Source organism: Gordonia sesuvii (assembly GCF_036350415.1).
Lineage (GTDB): Bacteria > Actinomycetota > Actinomycetes > Mycobacteriales > Mycobacteriaceae > Gordonia > Gordonia sesuvii.
The window spans coordinates 112,346-132,567 of sequence record NZ_JAZDUF010000007.1; the positions used below are offsets into that span (position 1 = coordinate 112,346).

At 68.5% G+C, this 20,222-nt stretch carries 19 protein-coding genes; 7 read left to right on the forward strand and 12 right to left on the reverse strand.

All coding sequences use genetic code 11. The annotated features are described in order from the left end of the window. Nucleotides 1-4 precede the first annotated feature (4 nt). A complete protein-coding gene (gene hpxO, locus VZC37_RS20450; protein ID WP_330435183.1) occupies nucleotides 5-1,165 on the forward strand; it encodes an FAD-dependent urate hydroxylase HpxO in 1,161 nt (386 codons plus the stop codon). A 9-nt stretch (nucleotides 1,166-1,174) separates the two neighbouring features. Here the strand turns inward: hpxO and eccB are convergent, their stop codons facing one another. Continuing rightward, nucleotides 1,175-2,668, reverse strand: coding sequence for a type VII secretion protein EccB (gene eccB / locus VZC37_RS20455; protein WP_330435185.1), 1,494 nt, complete (start codon nucleotides 2,666-2,668; stop codon nucleotides 1,175-1,177). 150 nt (nucleotides 2,669-2,818) lie between these two features. On the opposite strand from eccB, the gene eccE reads away from it, so the two are divergent. Beyond that, nucleotides 2,819-4,576, forward strand: a complete 1,758-nt coding sequence (eccE, locus tag VZC37_RS20460; protein WP_330435187.1) for a type VII secretion protein EccE — start codon at nucleotides 2,819-2,821, stop codon at nucleotides 4,574-4,576. 25 nt (nucleotides 4,577-4,601) lie between these two features. Here eccE and manA read toward each other — a convergent pair whose 3' ends face one another. The 3 genes from manA to VZC37_RS20475 form a co-directional block, all read right to left on the reverse strand. Beyond that, the gene (manA, locus tag VZC37_RS20465; protein ID WP_330435188.1) at nucleotides 4,602-5,855 is read right to left on the reverse strand and encodes a mannose-6-phosphate isomerase, class I; all 1,254 of its coding nucleotides are present in this window, start codon (nucleotides 5,853-5,855) and stop codon (nucleotides 4,602-4,604) included. A 4-nt stretch (nucleotides 5,856-5,859) separates the two neighbouring features. After that, a complete protein-coding gene (locus VZC37_RS20470) occupies nucleotides 5,860-6,975 on the reverse strand; it encodes a hypothetical protein (RefSeq protein ID WP_330435191.1) in 1,116 nt (371 codons plus the stop codon). 100 nt (nucleotides 6,976-7,075) lie between these two features. Beyond that, nucleotides 7,076-7,552 (reverse strand): DUF3499 domain-containing protein, encoded by a 477-nt coding sequence (locus VZC37_RS20475; RefSeq protein WP_330435192.1) that lies wholly within the window; start codon nucleotides 7,550-7,552, stop codon nucleotides 7,076-7,078. A 110-nt stretch (nucleotides 7,553-7,662) separates the two neighbouring features. On the opposite strand from VZC37_RS20475, the gene VZC37_RS20480 reads away from it, so the two are divergent. Then, complete coding sequence (locus VZC37_RS20480) at nucleotides 7,663-8,250, forward strand: metallopeptidase family protein (protein WP_330435194.1); 588 nt, start codon at nucleotides 7,663-7,665, stop codon at nucleotides 8,248-8,250. A gap of 15 nt (nucleotides 8,251-8,265) precedes the next feature. Here the strand turns inward: VZC37_RS20480 and VZC37_RS20485 are convergent, their stop codons facing one another. Next, complete coding sequence (locus tag VZC37_RS20485) at nucleotides 8,266-8,580, reverse strand: WhiB family transcriptional regulator (RefSeq protein ID WP_330435534.1); 315 nt, start codon at nucleotides 8,578-8,580, stop codon at nucleotides 8,266-8,268. 637 nt (nucleotides 8,581-9,217) lie between these two features. Between VZC37_RS20485 and cofD the strand changes: the two genes are divergently transcribed. The 3 genes from cofD to VZC37_RS20500 are packed head-to-tail and all read left to right on the forward strand — an operon-like array spanning nucleotide 9,218 to nucleotide 12,224. Next, complete coding sequence (cofD, locus tag VZC37_RS20490) at nucleotides 9,218-10,297, forward strand: 2-phospho-L-lactate transferase (RefSeq protein WP_330435196.1); 1,080 nt, start codon at nucleotides 9,218-9,220, stop codon at nucleotides 10,295-10,297. Beyond that, nucleotides 10,294-11,646: a coenzyme F420-0:L-glutamate ligase gene (locus VZC37_RS20495; protein WP_330435197.1), complete on the forward strand. Its 1,353-nt coding sequence runs from the start codon at nucleotides 10,294-10,296 to the stop codon at nucleotides 11,644-11,646. Before cofD ends, VZC37_RS20495 begins: the two co-directional genes overlap by 4 nt. Then, entirely contained in the window at nucleotides 11,643-12,224 is a 582-nt protein-coding gene (locus VZC37_RS20500; RefSeq protein ID WP_330435199.1) for an NUDIX domain-containing protein, read from the forward strand. Before VZC37_RS20495 ends, VZC37_RS20500 begins: the two co-directional genes overlap by 4 nt. Nucleotides 12,225-12,243: 19 nt before the next feature. Here VZC37_RS20500 and glgC read toward each other — a convergent pair whose 3' ends face one another. Next, complete coding sequence (gene glgC / locus VZC37_RS20505) at nucleotides 12,244-13,458, reverse strand: glucose-1-phosphate adenylyltransferase (RefSeq protein ID WP_330435200.1); 1,215 nt, start codon at nucleotides 13,456-13,458, stop codon at nucleotides 12,244-12,246. Nucleotides 13,459-13,570: 112 nt separating this feature from the next. Here glgC and glgA point away from each other — a divergent pair, with 112 nt between their 5' ends. Further along, nucleotides 13,571-14,737: a glycogen synthase gene (glgA, locus tag VZC37_RS20510; protein ID WP_330435201.1), complete on the forward strand. Its 1,167-nt coding sequence runs from the start codon at nucleotides 13,571-13,573 to the stop codon at nucleotides 14,735-14,737. On the opposite strand, the gene VZC37_RS20515 is transcribed toward glgA, so the two are convergent. From VZC37_RS20515 to VZC37_RS20540, 6 genes are all read right to left on the reverse strand, one after another. Then, nucleotides 14,724-15,626 carry a methyltransferase domain-containing protein gene (locus VZC37_RS20515; RefSeq protein WP_431309470.1) on the reverse strand — a complete coding sequence of 301 codons (903 nt, stop codon included), beginning with the start codon at nucleotides 15,624-15,626 and terminating at the stop codon, nucleotides 14,724-14,726. The genes glgA and VZC37_RS20515 overlap by 14 nt on opposite strands. 47 nt (nucleotides 15,627-15,673) lie before the next feature. Next, nucleotides 15,674-15,841: a DUF3117 domain-containing protein gene (locus tag VZC37_RS20520; RefSeq protein ID WP_004019232.1), complete on the reverse strand. Its 168-nt coding sequence runs from the start codon at nucleotides 15,839-15,841 to the stop codon at nucleotides 15,674-15,676. A 148-nt stretch (nucleotides 15,842-15,989) separates the two neighbouring features. Further along, entirely contained in the window at nucleotides 15,990-16,325 is a 336-nt protein-coding gene (locus VZC37_RS20525; RefSeq protein ID WP_330435240.1) for a DivIVA domain-containing protein, read from the reverse strand. Between the two features lie 106 nt (nucleotides 16,326-16,431). Continuing rightward, nucleotides 16,432-17,499: a glucosyl-3-phosphoglycerate synthase gene (locus VZC37_RS20530; RefSeq protein ID WP_330435241.1), complete on the reverse strand. Its 1,068-nt coding sequence runs from the start codon at nucleotides 17,497-17,499 to the stop codon at nucleotides 16,432-16,434. Then, nucleotides 17,496-18,359: a dihydropteroate synthase gene (gene folP, locus VZC37_RS20535; RefSeq protein WP_330435244.1), complete on the reverse strand. Its 864-nt coding sequence runs from the start codon at nucleotides 18,357-18,359 to the stop codon at nucleotides 17,496-17,498. Before folP ends, VZC37_RS20530 begins: the two co-directional genes overlap by 4 nt. A 50-nt stretch (nucleotides 18,360-18,409) precedes the next feature. Beyond that, nucleotides 18,410-20,206: a long-chain-acyl-CoA synthetase gene (locus VZC37_RS20540; protein WP_330435245.1), complete on the reverse strand. Its 1,797-nt coding sequence runs from the start codon at nucleotides 20,204-20,206 to the stop codon at nucleotides 18,410-18,412. Between the last annotated feature and the right edge of the window lie 16 nt (nucleotides 20,207-20,222).

The following is a 20,222-nucleotide window of genomic DNA, read 5'->3' on the forward strand; positions in this document are numbered from 1 at the left end:
CGAGGTGAAGGCTGTCATCATCGGCGCCGGTATGGGTGGCCTGAGCGCGGGTATCGCACTCACGAAGATCGGACTCGAGGTCGAGGTCTACGAACAGGTCACGGAGAACAAGCCCGTCGGAGCGGCGATATCGGTGTGGTCCAACGGGGTCAAGTGCCTCAACCACCTCGGACTCGAGAGTGAGACCGCGGCATTGGGCGGCATCGTCGACACGATGTCCTACGTCGACGGTCTCACCGGCGACACCATGTGCCGGTTCAGCATGCAGCCACTCATCGAGGAGGTCGGCCAACGTCCCTACCCCGTGGCCCGTGCCGAGCTGCAACTGATGCTGATGGAGGCCTACGGGATGGCCGACATCAACTTCGGTAAGAAGATGGTGGCCGTGTCCGACGGACCCGATTCCGCGACAGTCACATTCGCCGACGGCAGCACCGCCGAAGGAGACTTCGTCATCGGCGCCGACGGCGCCAGATCACTGACCCGCGAATACGTTCTGGGACACCCCGTGGAGCGCCGCTACGCCGGTTACGTCAACTTCAACGGCCTCGTGGAGGTCGACGAAGCGATCGGACCGGCCACGGAATGGACGACCTATGTCGCCGACGGCAAGCGGGTCTCGGTGATGCCCATCGCCGACAACCGCTTCTACTTCTTCTTCGACGTGACGATGCCCGAGGGACAGCCCTTCGAGCGTGGCACCGCGCGGGAGGTCCTCGCCGAGAACTTCACCGGCTGGGCACCGGGCGTGCAGAAGCTGATCGACAAACTCGACCCCGCGACGACCAACCGCGTGGAGATCCTCGACCTCGATCCGTTCCACACCTGGGTGAAGGGTCGGGTCGCCGTGCTCGGCGACGCCGCACACAACACCACGCCCGACATCGGACAGGGCGGCTGCTCGGCGATGGAGGACGCCGTGGCGATGCAGTTCGCCTTCGCCGATCATCCCGACGACGTCCACGCCGCACTCGCCGCCTACGAGTCCGCACGCACCGAACGCGCCGGCGATCTCGTTCTCCGAGCGCGCAAACGCTGCGACGTGACACACGCCAAGGATCCGGAGGCGACCGCCGCCTGGTATGACGAGCTGCGCTCCGAGGACGGCACCCGGATCATCCGGGGCATCGTGTCCAACATCGTCGGGGGCCCACTGACGTCCTGATCGGCGGGTTCAGTTGCCCGGCTGCGGGATCGCCTGCCCCTCCGGGTCGGGTGCGATTCCGTCGTGCGCCACGAGCGCGGCCGTCCGCGATAGCGACGGCCCGCTCGACAACAGGGAGATCATCGACCACGGTGCCCTCGTCGGGCGCTCGCCCAGACCAAGGACCTGACCGGTCGCGGCGTCGGCGACCCCGAACTTGATACCGAAATCGCTGACGTAGTACAGGGACTCGGCACGTTCACTGTCCGGCTCGGCGCCGGTCACCTGGATGAACTCGCCCGAACCCGGCCGGATGTAGACCTGATCGACCCCGGGACCGGGACCATCGGCCGATGTGACTCCCACCGGCTCGGCGTCGGCTGCCAGCGGCAGCGCTCGGCCGATCAGGAACCGGGTCGACGCCGTCGGACCATCGATCCCGCGCGACCACGCCTGGCACAGGGTGCCCGCGGTCTCCACGTCGACCAGGTTCGGGGCCCGCTCCGGGAAGTCGTCGACGGGCAGGCGCGAGGACATCGGGCCGGCGGCGATCTGACCGGGCGCGACCGTCGGAACCGGCGCGGACCCGTCGCGGTCGGCGAGGCGCAGGATCTGCGCGGTGGCCTCGCTGATCTCCTGGACCCCGTCGCGCAGCACCACGTAGTAGGTCGTCTCGTCGTCGATGCCGACCGACCTGACCACCGCCCCCACCTCGACGTCGTCGATGGGCGCCCGGGCCGGCCGGCCCTGTCCCTCGATGTCGGGCACCTCGATCGGATCGACCTCGGGGAAGGTGTTGAGCAGGCCGGCACTGATCTCACGTGTGGGCGCGCCCTCGAGGCCGAGTGCTCGCATCACCGCCACGCTGTCGGTGTCCACCTCGGCACGTACCGTGGTCGGTTGCCCGTCTCGATCGACGGTGTAGACGAGGAAGGTCGTGCCGTCACGGGTGGCCAGCACCGCGTCGTCGGGTCCGGCCGCATCGATCCCACCGCCGAGTTGCGGGCGGTCGCCGAGCACGGACAGTGTGATCGATTCACCGGAGATGCTCGGCGAGACCTCGGCCTCGTCACAGACGGTCCAGTACGACGCACCATCGTGGGCCGACGAATGCAGCGCCGCAGGCGCACCCGGGATTCCGAGCAGCGGTCCACGCGGATAGGGCGCCAGCTTTCCGTCGCTGACCGAGGTCGGCGACTCGCTGCTTCCGGTGATCAACCGGGCCGAGGCGAGATTGAGCACGGGGTGCAGGGTCTCGTCGACCACCACATAGTTCCCGCCGCCGTCCTTGCTCACGACGATCTTCGCGTCACCGACCGAGCCCTGTGGCCGGACGAGCCCCCACACCCCGCAACCGCCGAGGACCAGCAGGCCGAGGACGGTCCCGACCAGGAGCGCCTGGACCTGCGATCGCATCGGGTCGTGCAGCATCCGGACATCACGACGGACCAATGCGTGTTCGAGACGGCGCAACAGGAATCGATAACCGTTCACCTGTGCTTTGGTGGTGAGCTGCCGGGCCATCGTCCCCCCTTCGACTGCTGGCAGTGGCCGGATCGCCCTCGACCGAGTATCAGATGGTCGCCGACGATTCGCCGCGTAGTAGCGTAGCCGATACGTTTCCGCGGGTGTCGCGCCTGTCACCCGCAGAACTGAGGGGGGAGTTCCATGGGGATGAGGGGCGCACCGACGCTGTCGGCGGCCGGGCCGACCCCGGTGTCGCCGGGTACCGGCGCGGTCAGCGGCCGGAGACCTCGGCACGACCGGCGTGGGCTTCCGCTGAGGACCCTCGTCGTCATCGAGACGGTCCTCGGTCTCGGCCTCGTCCTGTGGGCCGTCAGTGGCAGCCGCATCGGGTGGATCGCGTTGCTCGTCTGTGGACTCGCATCGCTCACCCTGACACCCCTGCGGGGACGCCGGTCACTGATCAGCGCCTGGACACAACGCGTGGGCTTCCGGTGGGCGCGGGCGCGGCGCAGTTCGGCCGACCTCGTCCCCGCGTCCTTCGACATCCCCGTCGGGCCGCAGACCGGACGGCTACCCGTCCGGACCCCGACGTCGGCCGCCGACACGATCGGGGCCCGCTGGGTCGGCGACACCCTCATCACCGTCCTCCGCGTGTCGCCGTCGGCGCCGGTGGCGACCTACCTCACCCCGGGCGGTGCATCGGTCGGTGATCCCGCCGGGCAGACCATCCCCCTCGACGCCCTCGCGGAATGCATCAATCCCTTCGACATCCGCCTCGATTCGATCGAGGTGATCAGCCACGGTGTCCGGAGCTGGGGTGGCGGTCCCATCGCGCAGACCTACCACCGCACCCTGGGTCCCCTGGCGGCCACCGCTCACCGGTCGGTCCTGGTGGTGCTGCGGCTCAATCCGCTCGATTGCGCCGATGCGGTCGCCCGTCGCGGCGGTGGAGCCGTCGGCGCGCTGCGCACGGCCACCATCACCACGCGTCGGGTGGCGAACCGACTCTCCGAGAGCGGGTTACGGGTTTCGATCCTGAACGCAGCGGAGATCACCACGGTGACCAATCAGCTGTCCGAGGGCGCGGCGATCGATGACATGGGCGAGGAATGGGACTCGATCAGCGCCGGCGACCTGCGGTTCCGCAGTGCGGTCATCGACCCGGACGCGATCGCGTCGGTCATGTCCAGCATCTGGGTGAACACCGCACTGTCCACGACGACGACCCTGCGGCTGCGCAACGACGCCGACGGCGTTCTCGAGGTGAGCGGGATGGTCCGCTTCGCCGAACTGCCGACCGCGGGACGCGCCGTCGACCCCCTCCCGGCCGGGCTCACGGTGCTCGACGGACACCAGTTCGACGCCCTCGCGGCCACCCTGCCGATCGCGGTGCCCGGCCGGCTGGATCGACGGCTCGTCGCCGCCCGCGGCGAGGACGCCGATCTCCTGCTGCGCTCACTCCGCCTGCCGGCCGGCGGCTGCGGACAGTTGGTCGGCGCCGATCACGGCGGACGTGCCGTCGCCATCCCATTGCTCGGTCCGGATGTCCGGTCGGTAGCGCTCTGCGCGGGACCCCAGGTCGTCGGGCAGGTGATCCTGCGGGCGATCGCGATCGGTGCGGCGGTGACCGTCCACACGATCCGTCCGGCACACTGGCAGAACCTGATCGCGCAGGTCGGTGATCTGCGGCGCCTCGCGCTGAGCTCCGACCGGGTCCAGTCGCCGAGCGGCCATCGGGTGGTGGTCTTCGACGGCCTCACGCCGCCGCCCGCGGAGCCACACACCACCCACATCACCGTGCTCGCGCCCGGCGACCCGCGCGTATCCGACCTGGTCCCGGACGCCGCGGTCATCATCCGCCAGGATTCGCGTGCACCGCAGGACATCTCGGTGACCACCGCCGGCGAGCGAGTGGCCGTCACGATGGTCGCCACCCCCGAGGAATGGAAGATGCTCGGGCGCTGATCCGAGTCCGTCGCGCGGCGCGGGGTCAGGCGGTCGCGCGGGGTGGCACCAGCGCGCGGAAGAACACCGCCCGCGACGAGGCGGCATGCACCACCACGTCGGGTTCGGCATCACCGATCCAGACTGCCTGGCCCGCCGGAATGGTCACCGGCTGCCCACCCATCGGACGGACGTCGATCGACCCGGTGAGCACCGACAGGATCTGCGGACCCGGCATGTCGAAGCAGATCGACGATGCGTATCGCAGGCCGGTGCCGTCGAGTTCGACTCGGGACAGACGGAACTCGGGCGCGGCGGTGAGATAGATCCGCTCCGCCCCGACGGTCCGAACGGCCGGCATGAGGTCGCCGACGTCGGCGGGGGTGAAGTCCAGGACCCGGAGGAGTTCCGGGACGTCGATGTGTTTGGGAGTGAGCCCACCGCGCAGCACGTTGTCCGAGTTCGCCATGATCTCCACCCCGGTGCCGCGCAGATACGCGTGCAGATTTCCGGCGGGCAGGTAGAGGCCCTCACCCGGCTCGAGGTCGATCCGGTTCAACAGCAACGACGCGAGGACACCGGGATCCCGCGGATACATCTCGCCGAGTTCGAGCACGGTCTTCAGTTCCGCGGCGAAGCGCGCCCGCCCACTGCCGCCGAGCACCTCGACCGCTGCGTTCAGCACCGCCGGGACCAAGGTCGCGATGGACGCGTCGGGAAGGGTCAACCAGGTCGTGAACAGCGCCCGCAATCCCTCGGAATCGGGTTGACCCGCAAGCATTCCGAGGTAGGGATCGAGCTCGGACACCTGGAGTTCGCGCAGCAACTCGACGGTGGCGTGGGGATCACGGAAACCCGCGAGCGCCTCGAACTCGGTGAGCGCCACGATGAGCTCCGGCTTGTGCCACGGGTCGCGATAATTGCGGTTGGTGGCGTCGAGGGCGATGCCACGGGCGTTCTCCCGCTCGAAACCCTCCTGCGCCTGGTCTGCGCTGGGATGCGCCTGCAGCGAGAGCGGCTCCTCGGCGGCGAGCACCTTCATCAGAAACGGCAACCGACTGCCGAAGGCGGAGATGGCCCGTTCACCGAGCATTCCGGCGGGGTCGGCGTCGATGGCCGTCAGCAGGTCCGTCTCGATCCGCCCGTCGGCCCCCAGGCACGCCGCCGGACCCGCCGGGTGGGCACCGAACCACAGCTCGGCCTCGGGATGCTGCGACGGTACCGTCTTTCCCCTCATCGACGCGATCGCGGTGCGCGAGCCCCAAGCATAGGGACGGACCACGCCCTCCAGTGGTTTCATCGCCTCAATTCCTGATCAGCCGGAGATAGACGGCAGCCATCTCGATCCGGAGCGTCAGCAGCAGCAGCGACAGCAGATCGCCCGGCGCGTCCCCGGGTGCGTCGTCGTGCGACATCGCCGACACCGCGGCCTGTTCGGTGGTGTCCGAACCGTCGCCGGTCAACACATCGAGGTCTCCGATGCCGTCGAGCCGACGACGTAGGTACCACTCCCGGGACACGGTCGTCGCCGCCATCACCCGCGGCGGACCGTCCGGCGCGGGGCCGTCGAGCTCCGGGTCGTAGAAGATCACGTCGTCGGGTGCCGCACCGGTCCGTTCGGACCATTCGCGGACGACCCGGACGGCATCGCCGATCTCGGCCACCGCCCCGATGACCCCGGCGACCGACACCAGCATCCGCGCCGCGTGGGCTGCGATCACCGCGGTTGCGGGGGTGTCCCCGACCCACAGGACCGGCCGGCCGTCGAGCCGGGCGGCGAGCGCTTTCGCTCGATTGTGGAAACTCTCGTTGCGCGGGTGATTCGCGCCCGCCTCGCCATCGAGCGCATCGGCGAGTTCGGCCACCTCGGGTACCCGGCCGGTGAAACGGACCTGCGCGAGTGACACGAACACCGTCAACAAGGCGGCCACGAAACCCGGCAGACGGAACCTGGGGTCCACTCCGATCCGGGGGGAAAGATCGATTCCGTTGCCGCCCAGGGCTTCCCGGAGGGGCCCTTCGATCGGGGCAGCGACCACGACCTCGGCACGTCGACGGAGTGACCGCGCGGCGGCATCCGCGAGTACGACGTCGCCGGCATCGTCACCGGCGATCACCACGACATCGAGCGGACCGATCCATCCCGGCAGAGCCGGCGCGCAGACGATCGGGACGTCGACCCGGGCACTCACGGCCGCGATCACCAACGCGGCGGCCGGCGCGGCGGCGCCGGAGCCGGCACACACGATCACCACACTCCTCGGACGCAGCTCGGTCAGCGGCTCGAGGAGGCCTTCGCGCTGCGCCTCGGCGACCGCGCGAACCTGCGCCCCGGCAAGCGCCACCGACTGGAGGAATCCGTCCACGTCTGCCGCGATCAGCTCCTCGACGTCGTCGAGGTCGGGGGCACCGGTTCGCATGACATCTACCCTAGCGACGCAGCCCGTCGATCGTGCACACGACCGTGGCGCCGCACCTGTCGACCGCGCACCCACGACGTGGCGGCACAGCGAGTCGCGTTCAGTCGATGGGATCGGGCAGCACGCGCAGGTGACCGCGACGTCCCGGACGGGGCCGCGACGAGTGCGACGGCCGGCGGGCGGAGTCCTCGGACGCGGGCGCCTCCGGCACCGGCCCGCCCCGACCCCGGCGGTGACGACCTGCGGCCGAGTCGTCCACGGGATCGAACAGATCCGGGATACCCGACGGGACATCGATGCGGTCGGAACCGCCGACCTCGCGGACCGCCTCGGCCAGCGCGGTGAGCTCGTAGTCCTCGGCGATCGGCGCGGAGAACCCACGCTCGCTGCGCAGCATCTCCCAGCCCCGCGGCACGGTGATCCGGCGCGCGTGGTCGTCGCAGAGATCCCACGAGTGCGGCTCGGGGCTGCTGGCCAGCGGCCCGATCACCGCCGTCGACTCGGCATAGACGAAGGTCAGCGTCGCAACCGCCGAACGGACGCAGCCGGGTCGGCAGCACTGGCGGGGAAGCTTCACGCAGATGAGGTTAGCGCCGCGTGGGCCCCCGCGTCGGCGGCGACACGCGCGCACGCGGTGAAACGGGGCTCACACGAGACAGTGACGTGACGAATACCTACACTCTCGTCATGCGCTTCGATCCGCCTCGTCCGTCCCGCGGTCGCGCCGACGACCCTCGTGGACGTCGGGATGCGCGTGGTCGGACCGGCGACGGGCGGGTGAAGGGCTCCGATCCGCGGCCGAGTGCCTCGCGACGACCGGTCCACCCGACCCGCACACGCGATCGACGGGGGCGCGGTCTGCGATCGCCCCTGCTCCCCCAATCGGTGCCGGCGTTCACCAGCCGCGCCGACTCGTTCGATGTGGTGGCGCTGGAGGCCTTCGCCGAGATCGACGGACGCTGGCACGAGCAGCTCGTCGGGCTCGACATCGCGGTCGACGACATCCCGCGGATGCTGCCGAGGGACCCGGAGTCCATCCAGTGGCCCGACGAGGTGACCGCCGACGGGGCCGTTCCGCTCGCGCGGCTGATCCCGGCGGGCGTCGACGTGCACGGCCAACCGACGCGTGCTCAGATCATCCTGTTCCGCAGGCCCCTCGAGATCCGCGCCAAACGCGGCGCGGATCTGCTCGAACTCGTCCATGAGGTGCTCGTGCAGCAGGTGGCGACCCACCTCGGCGTCGACGAGGACACCGTCGACCGCGGCCCGCAGTGACCGGGACCGAACCCGTCAGACGATCCCGCGCTTGAGACGACGACGCTCCCGCTCGGAGAGTCCGCCCCAGATGCCGAACCGTTCGTCGTTGTGCAGTGCGTACTCGAGGCATTCGGACTTCACCTCGCAGCCCTGGCAGATCCGCTTGGCCTCCCGGGTCGATCCGCCCTTCTCGGGGAAGAACGCCTCGGGGTCGGTCTGCGCACACAGCGCGCGGTCCTGCCACTGCTCCTCGACCGCTTCGAAGAGATCGTCGAACTCGTCGGGGACCAACGAGAGATGACGACGTTGCGGCCATGGCGAATTTTCGTTCGGCTCAGGCGAATCCATGCCGTTGGCCGACGAGACAAATGAATTACCGGTCAGCCCAACCGGATTGGCGCCGATCTCGGCGCCGGCCAGCTCGTCGGACCGATTGATCGGTGCGGCGGTGCTGTGTTGATCGGAAAAGTTACCTGTTCCAAGGGGATTGCCGATCGGGTTCTCGAAAGCCATCGTCGGCGCCTCCTAGCTCGAGAGTCTGTCAGTTCCATCTACGGGAGTAGCGGCCACCCTGCCGCTCCGCCGCGTCTGCCCACACCGTCGATCTTCACCGCGTGTCAGGGCGGCCACCCCACCGGGTATTCGAACAAACGATCGAATACCTTGTGCTCCATCGATTCTCGATCTCGAACCAGGAATGACACTGATGTGATTACACACGGGATTGGGTACCGCGGTCAAGTTAAAGCGAAAGATTCCTTCATACCACCTGTCATCGACAACTCCCGGTTCGACACGTATCCGATTCGCGACACATCAGCAAAGTCACAGATCGTCGATCTCCTCCCCCCGGAAGCGGCACCCATGGTAGCGAACGGATCGCCGCTCACCCCCATGCCGAACTCCGCCGACCACCTGACCACCGCTTTCGGTCGGCGTCACCGCGGTCGAGTACCCCGCGCCGGACATCACTAGAGTGAACGAGGTGAGAATGACGGTCCTCGTCGGCGGCGTCGGCGGCGCACGCCTGTTGTCCGGTGTCCGGGAACTGCTCGGGCCCACACCCTTTCCCGACCCTGTCGATGATGACGGCAACAGGGGCGGCGGCGCAGCCCCGGGTCATCCCGATGATCGACAACGACATTCGGTCACCGCGATCGTCAACGTCGGGGACGACGCGTGGATGCACGGCGTCCGGATCTGTCCGGACCTCGACACGTGCATGTACACATTGGGCGGCGGCATCGACCGCGAGCGTGGCTGGGGCCGCGTCGGCGAGACCTGGCATGCCAAGGAGGAGTTGGCCGCCTACGGCGCGGACCCGGATTGGTTCGGACTCGGCGACCGCGATCTCGCCACCCACCTGATCCGCACCCAGATGCTCGACGCCGGCTACCGGCTGTCCGACGTCACCGCGGCGCTGTGCCGACGGTGGCAGCCGGGCGTGCGACTCCTGCCCGCGACCGACGACCGACATGAGACCCATGTCGTGGTGTCCAAGCCGGGCGGCGAGGAGGGCGAGCAGGTGGCGATCCACTTCCAGGAGTGGTGGGTGCGCCATCGCGCGCAGATCCCCACTTTCGGCTTCGCGCAGGTGGGCTCCGACGACACGAAAGCCGCACCGGGAGTCATCGAGGCGATCACCGAGGCCGACGTCGTGCTGATCGCGCCGAGCAACCCGGTGGTGAGTGTCGGCGCCGTCGTGAGCGTGCCCGGAATCCGCGGCGCACTGCGCACCACGTCGGCTCCGGTGGTCGGCATCTCCCCCGTGATCGACAACCGGCCGCTACGCGGCATGGCCGACGAGTGCCTCTCGGTGATCGGTGTCGAGACCTCGGCCGAGGCGATCGGCAATCACTACGGTGCGCGCAGCGCGAACGGCATTCTCGACGGTTGGCTCATCGCCGACGGCGATCATGCGGTCGTCGACGGCGTCGCCACCGGCACCGCCCCGCTGCTGATGAGCGACCCGGCAACCACCGCCCAGATGGTGCGCGACGCATGCGCGCTGGTCGGTGTCGCCACCCCGGACACCGACGCGGGCGCAGGCGGAGGTCGGCCATGACACGCGCGGTCACCGATCACGCCGCCGGTGGGGAGCTTTCGATCCGCCCCGTCCTCGGGCTCGGTGAGTTCGGCCCGGGCATCGACATCGCCACCGAGCTGCGCAGAGCGGCCCCCTGGCTCGCCGACGGCGACGTCGTGGTCGCGACCAGCAAGATCTTCTCCAAGGTCGAGAACCGGATGGTGGCCGCCCCCACTGATCCCGACGAGCGGGATGCGTTGCGGCGCAAGCTCGTCGAGCAGGAATCGGTGCGGGTGCTGGCCCGGCGGAACCGGACGCTGATCACCGAGAACCGCAACGGACTCATCCAGGCGGCCGCGGGTGTCGACGGATCGAATGTCGCCGCGGACGAGCTTGCGCTGCTGCCGGAGGATCCCGACGCCAGCGCCGCCCGACTTCGCAGCCGGATCGAGGAGATCGCCGGCGTGCGTGTCGCCGTCGTCATCACCGACACGATGGGCCGCGCATGGCGCAACGGTCAGACCGATGTCGCGATCGGCTCGGCCGGCCTGCGGGTGTCGCATCCCTACGACGGTTCGACGGATGCCCACGGAAATCCCCTCGTGGTCACCGACATCGCGGTTGCCGACGAGATCGCCGCAGCCGGTGATCTGGTCAAGGGCAAGCTCGGCGGGGTCCCCGTCGCGGTCATCCGCGGTCTGCATCCCGTCGACGACGGATCGCGTGCGGCAGATCTGGTGCGGCCCGCCGACGACGACCTGTTCCGGCTCGGGACCGCCGAGGCGATCGAGCAGGGCCGTCGGGAAGCGCTGCTGACACGTCGATCGGTCCGCACGTTCGCGCCCGGAGCGATCGAGGCAGAGGTGATGCACGCGGCGTTCGCCGACGCGCTGACCGCCCCCGCACCCCACCACACCCACCCGGTGCGGTTCGTCTGGGTCCGGTCGCCGCAGCGACGCCTGCAGCTCCTCGACGAGATGGCTCAGGCGTGGCGCACCGACCTCGAAGGCGACGCGAAGTCGCCGGAGTCCGTGTCCAAGCGGCTGCGCCGCGGCCAGATCCTGTACGACGCACCGGAGTTGGTCATCCCGTTCCTGGTGCCCGAGGGCGCCCACGACTACCCGGACGCCCGTCGCAACGCGGCCGAGCACACCATGTTCACGGTCGCGGCCGGCGGCGCGGTGTCCGCACTGCTGGTGGCACTGTCGGTGCGGGAGGTCGGCAGTTGCTGGATCGGGTCGACCATCTTCGCCCCGGACGTCGTCCGCCGGGTGCTGGAACTCGACGACCGCTGGGAACCGCTGGGTGCCATCGCGGTCGGTCGACCGCTGTCCGCAGCCCGCCCACGTCCGCCGGCGGACACCGCCGGCCTGGTGATCGAGAGATGAGCGCGGCGTCGTTGCGCGAATCGACGAGCCACGCGCTGCGGTCGTGGACGGCCCCTGATCCCGAACAGGACTCGCTGCGGCACACCTATCTGGCCTTTCTCGACGCGAGCCCGGACGCCTGTCTGCGAGCCAACGAGCCCGGCCATATCACCGCGTCGGCGATCGTCTTCGACGCCGAACTGCGCCACGTGCTGCTGACGCTGCACCCACGAGTGGGCCGGTGGATTCAGCTCGGCGGCCATTGCGAGCCCGCCGACACCGCCCTCGCGGATGCGGCGGCCCGGGAGGCGCGCGAGGAGTCGGGCCTCGACACGCTGCGGCTGTCGTCCGAACCGGTACACCTGCACACCCATCCGATCACCTGCTCGCTCGGGATTCCCACCCGCCATCTCGACATCCGCTACGCAGCCGTCGCCGCACCCACCGACACCGGATCTCCGCCGGAGGTGGTGCGCAGCGACGAATCGACGGACCTGGCGTGGTGGCCGGTGCACGGTCTACCCGACGACGACTCGGACATGGAGATCCTCGTCGAGCGCGGACTCGAGGTCCTGCGTCGTCCCGGCCGCCCGGCCTGAGGTACGGTCCGACGAGCCGTCAGACGCGGAAGCCCTTGCCGACGGTGACGACACCGCCGTTGCTGACCGAGAACCGCTCGCGGTCGGACTCGGAGTCCACGCCGAGTTGCACACCCTCCCCGACCGTCACGTTCTTGTCGAGAATCGCGTGGCGCACCACGGCCCCCTTGCCGATCCGCACGCCCGGCATCAGGACGCTGCCCTCGACCACCGCGCCGTCCTCGATGACCACGTTCGCCGACAACACCGAATCGCTGACGGTTCCGGCCGACACGATGCAGCCCGCACCGACCACCGAATCGTGTGCGGTGCCGCCCTGGACGAACTTGGCGGGCGGGAGATTGACCGTCTCGCCCCGGATCGGCCACCGCTGGTTGTAGAGATTGAAGACGGGGTGCACCGACACCAGGTCCATGTGGGCGTCGTAGAAGGCGTCGAGCGTACCGACGTCGCGCCAGTACCCCTTGTCGCGTTCGGTCTCGCCGGGGACCTGGTTGTCCTTGAAGTCGTAGACGAAGGCGCGGTCCCGCCGCACGAATGCCGGGATGATGTCGCCACCCATGTCGTGGTCGGAGTCGGAGTCGGCCGCATCGGCGCGGATCGCCTCGACGAGAGCGTCGGTGGTGAAGACGTAGTTGCCCATCGAGGCGAAACTGACGTCGGGATCGTCGGGCGTGCCCGGTGGGTCGGCGGGCTTCTCGAGGAATCTCGTGATCCGGCCGGACGCATCGGAATCGATGCAGCCGAAGGCGGTTGCCTCCTGCCGGGGTACTCGGATACCGGCGACGGTGACGTCGGCGCCGGACGCGATGTGCGCCTCCACCATCTGGGACGGATCCATGCGATACACGTGATCGGCGCCGAAGACCACGATGTACTCGGGCCGTTCGTCGCTGATCAGGTTCATGGACTGGAAGATCGCGTCGGCGCTGCCGGTGTACCAGCGCGGCCCGAGCCGCTGCTGTGCCGGTACCGGGGTGATGTACTCGCCGTGGAAGCCCGACGAGAACCACGTCTGGGAGATGTGACGGTCCAGTGAATGGGACTTGTACTGCGTGAGAACGCAGATGCGTTCGTAGCCGGCGTTGACGAGGTTGGAGAGCACGAAGTCGATGAGGCGGTACGAACCGCCGAACGGCACCGCAGGTTTCGCACGGTCCATCGTCAGGGGGTACAGGCGTTTCCCCTCGCCGCCTGCGAGAACGATTCCGAGCACGTGCGGATGTGATCTCACGCCCTCCAACTTAACGGGCATCGATCGTCGCGGCTAGGCGAATGACACTCTCCTCACACCGAGTTTCCAGCAGCGATGGCGAAGTCCTCACGATGCGGTTAGCGTCGAGCACATGAGGGTGGCGATGATGACCCGGGAGTATCCACCCGAGGTGTACGGCGGTGCCGGAGTGCATGTCACAGAACTCGTCCGATATCTGCGCGCCCTCACCACCGTCGACGTGCACTGCATGGGTGCCGAACGCGAGACCGCCGCGGTGTATCAGCCCGATCCGGGACTCACCGGCGCCAATGCCGCCATCACCACCCTGTCGACCGATCTCCGGATGGCGGTGGGCGCCGAGGGCGCCGATCTCGCCCATTCCCATACCTGGTATTCGGGCCTGGCGGGTCACCTGGCGGCCCAGCTCTACGGCGTCCCCCACGTGCTGACCGCTCATTCCCTCGAGCCGATGCGGCCCTGGAAGGCCGAGCAACTCGGCGGCGGGTATCGCGTCTCGAGCTGGGTGGAACGGAACTCGATCGAGTACGCGGACGCGGTGATCGCGGTCAGCTCGGGGATGCGCACGGACGTCTGCAACACCTATCCGCGCGTCGATCCGGAGCGGGTTCACGTGGTACGCAACGGCATCGACACCTCGACCTGGTATCCGGTGGAGGAGCCGTTCGGTCCGGAGTCGGCGCCTGCCGGTCTCGGTGTCGACCCCGATCGGCCGATCGTGGCGTTCGTCGGGCGCATCACGCGGCAGAAGGGCGTGGCGCATCTCGTCGCGGCCGCGCATCATTTCGATCCCGAGATCCAGCTCGTGCTGTGCGCCGGCGCACCCGACACCCCGGAGATCGGTGCGGAGATCGAGGCGGCGGTCGCCGAGCTCGCGGAGCAGCGCGACGGTGTGTTCTGGGTACGGGATATGCTCCCCCAGCCCAGAATCCGGGAGATTCTCACCGCGGCAACAGTTTTCGTATGTCCGTCGATCTACGAACCGCTGGGCATCGTGAATCTCGAGGCGATGGCGTGCGGCACCGCGGTCGTCGCCTCGGAGGTGGGCGGCATCCCCGAGGTGGTCCGCGACGGTGTCAGCGGCCGCCTGGTGCCCTACGACCCGGTCGACCCGCGGTCGTTCGAGGTCGGCCTGGCCGACGCCGTGAACGCTGTCGTCAGGGACCCGGCCGCGGCGGAGTCGATGGGCACGGCGGGTCGCGACCGTGCCGAGTCGGAGTTCTCGTGGGCGACGATCGCGGAGCAGACCCTGGACGTGTACCGACTCACCCTTCGGTGACCGCCGCGCCGATGCGGGGCCGACAGATCGCCGCGGTGACCGACACCGTCACCGGCACCCGCCCGGTCGTCCGGGTCATCGCCTGCGCGGCCCGCGCGATCTCGTCGTCGGAGAGGTGAAACGCCGAGGGCCCCATGGCCACCAGGTCGGCGAGCAGCGCCGTGTCGGCGTCGTACCGGTACCGAGCCGGCCGCTCGTCGGTGACCTCGAACAGGCCGCCGAGCGACGAGCGCAATCGTTGCGCCTTGTCGTCGGCGACGGACAGCATCCCCATCGGGCCGATGATCTCGGTGAGATGGTCATCGTCGGGTGTCACCACGATCAGAACGCCATCCGGGTGCAGGACCCGGGCGAATTCGGCGACGTTGCGGGGCGAGAACACCGACAGCACCGCACCGATCACCCCCGATCGGATCGGCAGTGGCCGCCAGACGTCGGCCACGACAGCCGCCGCTCGCGGATGTGAGCGCGCCACCGCCCGGGCGCAGTACTTGGACAGATCGAGTCCGATGCCGTGCAGTTCGTCGGCCGCGTCGAGAGTGGCCGACAGATAGTGTCCCGTACCCGCTCCCGCGTCGAGGACGAGGTCGGGTCGCCCGGTGGTGATGTCGGACCGATCCGATGACGGGACGGGTCCGGCCGTCACCCCGTCCGCGACGAGGCGGGCCACCGGGTCGAAGAGACCGGACTCATGGACTCTGCGTCGGGCGGCGACCATGGCCGCGGTGTCCGATCGATGCGGAGTGGCGCGGCCGTCGAGAAGCGATACATACCCTTGTCGGGCTACGTCGAATCGATGTGACGATGCGCAGATGAGCGAGCTGCCGTCGTCGGTGACGACGAGTTCGGCGCCACTACTCGGGTCTGCGGAACATGCCGGGCATCGCAGCGCGGATTCGACCTCGCGCAGCGGGCGTCTGGGATCGTGGGCTCGGTTCAGCCGGTGACCCCACGCAGTTCCTCACCGAGCGCAGCGGCCTCGTCGGCGGTCAGCTCGACGACCAGGCGTCCACCACCCTCGATCGGAATCCGGACAACGATTCCACGTCCTTCCTTGGCCGCTTCGAGGGGGCCGTCCCCAGTACGTGGCTTCATCGCCGCCATTCTCGAACTCCCTTCAGAGCTTCCGCCACACGGTGTGGAACGACACCCGGCGTATCGGTCGGACAGGCCGGAGGTGCCAGGACAATGATACGTGGTGGACTCGTGATACCCGGTGCGCACATGCGGTGCCGTGTTGGGTGAGCGCCGGTCAGCGCTCCGCGGGGTCGCCGTCCGCGACGTGCGGATGATCTGTCTCGTCACGGGCCTGGAGGTCGAGCACGACACCACGCAGTTCGTCGAGTTCACGCGCGAGTTTCTCCATGGCCCAGTCCACCTCGGCGGCCGAGTACCCGCGAAGGGACTGGGAGAACACGAGTTGCCGGACGTGGTCACCGGTGATCCCGGCCCGCGGCAATCGCGTCAGAGTGGTTCCGCGCTCCACGGGCGGGAGATCCTCTCCGCGCCCGAACACGAACCACACCAGTGCGAAGACCGCCGCCACCACGACGGCCATGATCAGCAGATACAGCAGCATCGTCTGCATGACACCCATCGTTGCAGATCGACGAATCGAGGACAGGGCAGATCGACGACCGAGGCCGACCGGCAGCCGCACGACCGAGGCGGCCGCCGGTCGACTCACTGGTCGGTCAGGACGCCATCTCCGTGTCGTCGGACTGATCGGCGACGATCGACCGCATGGGCGGCCGGTCCTCCAGGTAGACCTCGGTGGTGTGCGGTGTGAAGGACCCGTCGGGTTCGGCGGTGAACTGGGTGAGGCCGATCCCGGAATCCTCGATGCCGCACCGGCGCATCAGCGTGCCGACGATCTGCCGGCTCATCACACCCAGTTCGATCAACGGCCGGTTGCGATGCGTGCGGACACCGAGATTCACCTGCCCGATGCCCTCGAGTCCGTAACGGTCGAACGTGTCGATGAGCAGGCCGATCTCGACGCCGTAGCCCGGCGCGAACGGGACCGAGGAAAGCAGTTCGCGGGTGCCGGCGTACTCGCCGCCCAGCGGCTGCAGGACGCCGGTGAGGTCCGGCCGCTGCGACGCCAGCAGGGGCCGCGCCACGAGTTCGGTGACCCGCCCGCCGCCGTTGGCGTCCTGCTGTCCGCCCGTGCGCAGGGGACGCCGGTAGTAGCCCTTGACGAGTTGGATCTTCGGATCGATGAGCAGCGGGCCGAGCATCTTCGGCACGAACATCGGGTCCGGATCGATGAGGTCGGAATCGACGAACGCGATGATGTCGCCGGTCGCGACGGCGATGGAGCGCCAGAGCACCTCACCCTTGCCCTTGACGGGCTCGAGCCCGGGCACGGCCTGCTCACGGCTCACCACCGTTGCCCCGGCTTCGCGGGCGCGATCGGCGGTGGCGTCGGTGGACCCGGAGTCCAAGACGATCAACTCATCGACCAGCGTGCCGTACAGCGGCCGGATCGAGGCGATGACGTCGGCGACGGTCTCTTCTTCGTTCAGTGCCGGCAGCACCACCGAGACGGTGCGCCCGGCCTTGGCGGCCACCAGTTCATCGATGGTCCATTCGGGCTGTTCCCACGTGTTGGTTGCGGACCACCGTTGTTTGGCACCCATGGTGTCGGCCGGAGTCGGCCACATGGTGGTCTTGTTCCGATTGTTGGCGACGGTCGCCGTGCGGCCGGCGGGGCGGGCCGGTCGACGCTGCGGCTGGGTTCGACGTACCTGTTTGGTCATGCGAGTCCCCTGACTGTTCGGGCGGGAGGTCGTGTCCCCGCGATGGCAGCGACCATGTCGACCACGCGACGAGTGGCGGCAACCTCGTGGACGCGAAAGATCCGGGCGCCGGCAGCGGCACTCAGAGCGGTCGCGGCCAGGGTTCCCTCCAGCCGTTCTTCGAGATCCACACCCAGAGTCTCCCCTACAAAGTCCTTGTTGCTCAGTGCCATAAGCACTGGCCAGCCGGTCTTAACAAGAACGTTCACGTGGCGTAACAAGGCGAGCCCGTGGTGGGTGTTCTTGCCAAAATCATGTGTCGGATCGATCACGATCGAGTCACGTGCGACGCCCGCATCCGCGGCTCTACGCGCCGCCGAGGTGACGTCTGCCACAACTTCGGCGACCACATCGTCGTACGCGACGCGATGCGGCCGGGTCCGCACCGTGGCACCACCGGTATGCGAGCACACGATGCCCGCACGATGTGCGGCCGCGATCTTCACCAGACCCGGGTCGACGCCCGCCCAGGTGTCGTTGATCAGGTCGGCGCCCGCCCGGCAGGCCTCGTCGGCCACCTCGTGGCGCCAGGTGTCCACACTGATGAGGACGTCGGGGTACCGCTCACGGATCCAGGCGATCATCGGGACCACGCGGGCGGTCTCGGTGTCGACGTCCACCTCGTCACCGGGGCCGGCCTTGACGCCGCCGATGTCGATGATGTCGGCGCCCTCGGCGACGACCTGCTCGATGCGGGTCTGGGCGGCGGTGTCGGTGAAGCTCGCGCCCTTGTCGTAGAACGAGTCGGGTGTCCGGTTGACGATGGCCATGACGAGGGCACGGTCGGTCGCCACGGGCTTGCCGCACAGCGTGGGGAGCATGCCTGCCAGGGTAACGAGGGGTCTCGATACGGCTCCTCGGGAACTGCGGCTCAGCCTTTCGGCGCCTTGGCGTTGGTGACGTCCGCCGGATAATCCTCGTAGAAGTCGACGTATCCGCGGTCGCGGCCGGCCAGGACGTACACCGGGTCGTCGCCGGTGTCCGAGTAGCCTTCGTCGCGGAGTTCGACCTTGCGGTTCTTGAACGTCGACGTCTGTTCGAAGTCGTCGACCACCCGGATGAACAACGGGACCGCGTAGGCGGGCAGATGCCCGTACAGGTGGTCGGCGAGCTTCTGGGGTTCGAGGTCGGAGCCCTCGCGCAGCTTGACCGCCGCCATGCCCGGCTTGCCGTCGGTCTTCTCCACGTCCACGCCGTAGACGACGGACTGGGCGATCGCGGCGTACGAGTCGAGCGCGCCCTCGACCTCTGTGGTCGCGACGTTCTCGCCCTTCCATCGGAAGGTGTCGCCGAGCCGGTCGACGAAGGCGATGTGCGCCCATCCCTGGTCGCGCACGAGGTCGCCGGAGTTGAAATACGCGTCGCCGCTCTTGAAGGCGTCGCGGATGACCTTCTTCTCGGTCGCCTCGGCATCGGTGTACCCGTCGAGCGGCACGCGCTCACTGATCTCGGCGATCAGCAGACCCGTACCGCCTTTGCCGACCTCGGTCAGGCGTCCGTCGCCGTCACGCTTCGGGTCGCCGTGCTCGTCGTACTCGACGATCTTGTACGGCAACGGACAGAATCCGGCGGTGCGCTTAACGCTGAAGGCGTTGACGAAGGCGAGGTTCAGCTCACTGGCGCCGTAGAACTCGACGATGCGCTCGATGCCGAACCGCTCCGCGAACTCGTCCCAGATCTCCGGGCGCATACCGTTGCCGATGATCACCTTCACCGCGTGCTGACGGTCGGTGGGCTTCTCCGGCTGCGCGAGCAGGTAGCGGCACAGTTCGCCGATGTAGCAGAACGAGGTCGCCCGGTTCAGGATCACGTCGTCCCAGAACTTCGACGCCGAGAAGGACCGGCCGATCGCGATGCACGCGCCGGCGGCGAGCACCGATCCGAGCGATACCGACAACGCGTTGTTGTGGTAGAGCGGCAGCGGCACGTACATGGTGTCGCTGTGCCGCAGCCGGACCGCCAGACCACCGATGCCCGAGAGGTTGGCGAACCACCGATTGTGGCTCATGACACTGGCTTTCGGCATTCCGGTGGTGCCGGAGGTGAAGATGTAGAAGGCCTTGGTGGAGGCGGGCAGGGTCGCCGTGACCGCCGGGTTGTCCTCGCTGCGTCCCGCCGACGCCTCGTCGAACGCGGCGAAGTCGAACACATGCGGGGGCAGCGCGTCGGACGGGATCGACTCGAACGCCTCTGCGCAATCGGGGTCGTGGACGAGCACCGTGGCGTCGAGCAGCGAAACGCTGTGCGACAGCACCTTGTCGCGCTGGTTGTAGTTGAGCATGCCGGCCACCGCGCCGAGCTTCACGGTGGCGAGCACGACCATCAGATCCGTCGGATTGTTCTTGGAGAGGATGGCGACCGTGTCGCCGGTGCCCACCCCTTTGTCGGCGAGGACCGCGGCGTAACGGTTCACGCGCCGGTTGACCTCGCCGTAGGTGAGCGATCTGCCCTCGAAACGGATGAACGGGCGATCCGGATGGGCCGCGGCATGCTTCTGGAAGATCGAGCCGATCGTCCGCTTCGCGTGCGGTGGGCGGTGGATCAATCCCGGCGCATGCTTGATCATTCCGGGCGCGTGCGGCGCCATCTTGACCACGCCGCGGATCAGGTCGGTCAGACCGACACCCTTGGCTGCGGAAGTCTCACTGTGGGTGTCACTGCTCGGCATCAGATCTGTACTCCAC

Excerpts from the sequence above, each read along its gene's own strand:
- eccB (WP_330435185.1), bottom strand. The coding sequence starts at position 2,668 with ATGGCCCGGCAGCTCACCACCAAAGCACAGGTGAACGGTTATCGATTC.
- eccE (WP_330435187.1), top strand. The coding sequence starts at position 2,819 with ATGAGGGGCGCACCGACGCTGTCGGCGGCCGGGCCGACCCCGGTGTCG.
- manA (WP_330435188.1), bottom strand. The coding sequence starts at position 5,855 with ATGAAACCACTGGAGGGCGTGGTCCGTCCCTATGCTTGGGGCTCGCGC.
- VZC37_RS20470 (WP_330435191.1), bottom strand. The coding sequence starts at position 6,975 with ATGCGAACCGGTGCCCCCGACCTCGACGACGTCGAGGAGCTGATCGCG.
- VZC37_RS20480 (WP_330435194.1), top strand. The coding sequence starts at position 7,663 with ATGCGCTTCGATCCGCCTCGTCCGTCCCGCGGTCGCGCCGACGACCCT.
- VZC37_RS20485 (WP_330435534.1), bottom strand. The coding sequence starts at position 8,580 with ATGGATTCGCCTGAGCCGAACGAAAATTCGCCATGGCCGCAACGTCGT.
- VZC37_RS20495 (WP_330435197.1), top strand. The coding sequence starts at position 10,294 with ATGACACGCGCGGTCACCGATCACGCCGCCGGTGGGGAGCTTTCGATC.
- VZC37_RS20500 (WP_330435199.1), top strand. The coding sequence starts at position 11,643 with ATGAGCGCGGCGTCGTTGCGCGAATCGACGAGCCACGCGCTGCGGTCG.
- glgA (WP_330435201.1), top strand. The coding sequence starts at position 13,571 with ATGAGGGTGGCGATGATGACCCGGGAGTATCCACCCGAGGTGTACGGC.
- VZC37_RS20520 (WP_004019232.1), bottom strand. The coding sequence starts at position 15,841 with ATGGCGGCGATGAAGCCACGTACTGGGGACGGCCCCCTCGAAGCGGCC.
- VZC37_RS20525 (WP_330435240.1), bottom strand. The coding sequence starts at position 16,325 with ATGCAGACGATGCTGCTGTATCTGCTGATCATGGCCGTCGTGGTGGCG.
- VZC37_RS20530 (WP_330435241.1), bottom strand. The coding sequence starts at position 17,499 with ATGACCAAACAGGTACGTCGAACCCAGCCGCAGCGTCGACCGGCCCGC.
- folP (WP_330435244.1), bottom strand. The coding sequence starts at position 18,359 with ATGCTCCCCACGCTGTGCGGCAAGCCCGTGGCGACCGACCGTGCCCTC.
- VZC37_RS20540 (WP_330435245.1), bottom strand. The coding sequence starts at position 20,206 with ATGCCGAGCAGTGACACCCACAGTGAGACTTCCGCAGCCAAGGGTGTC.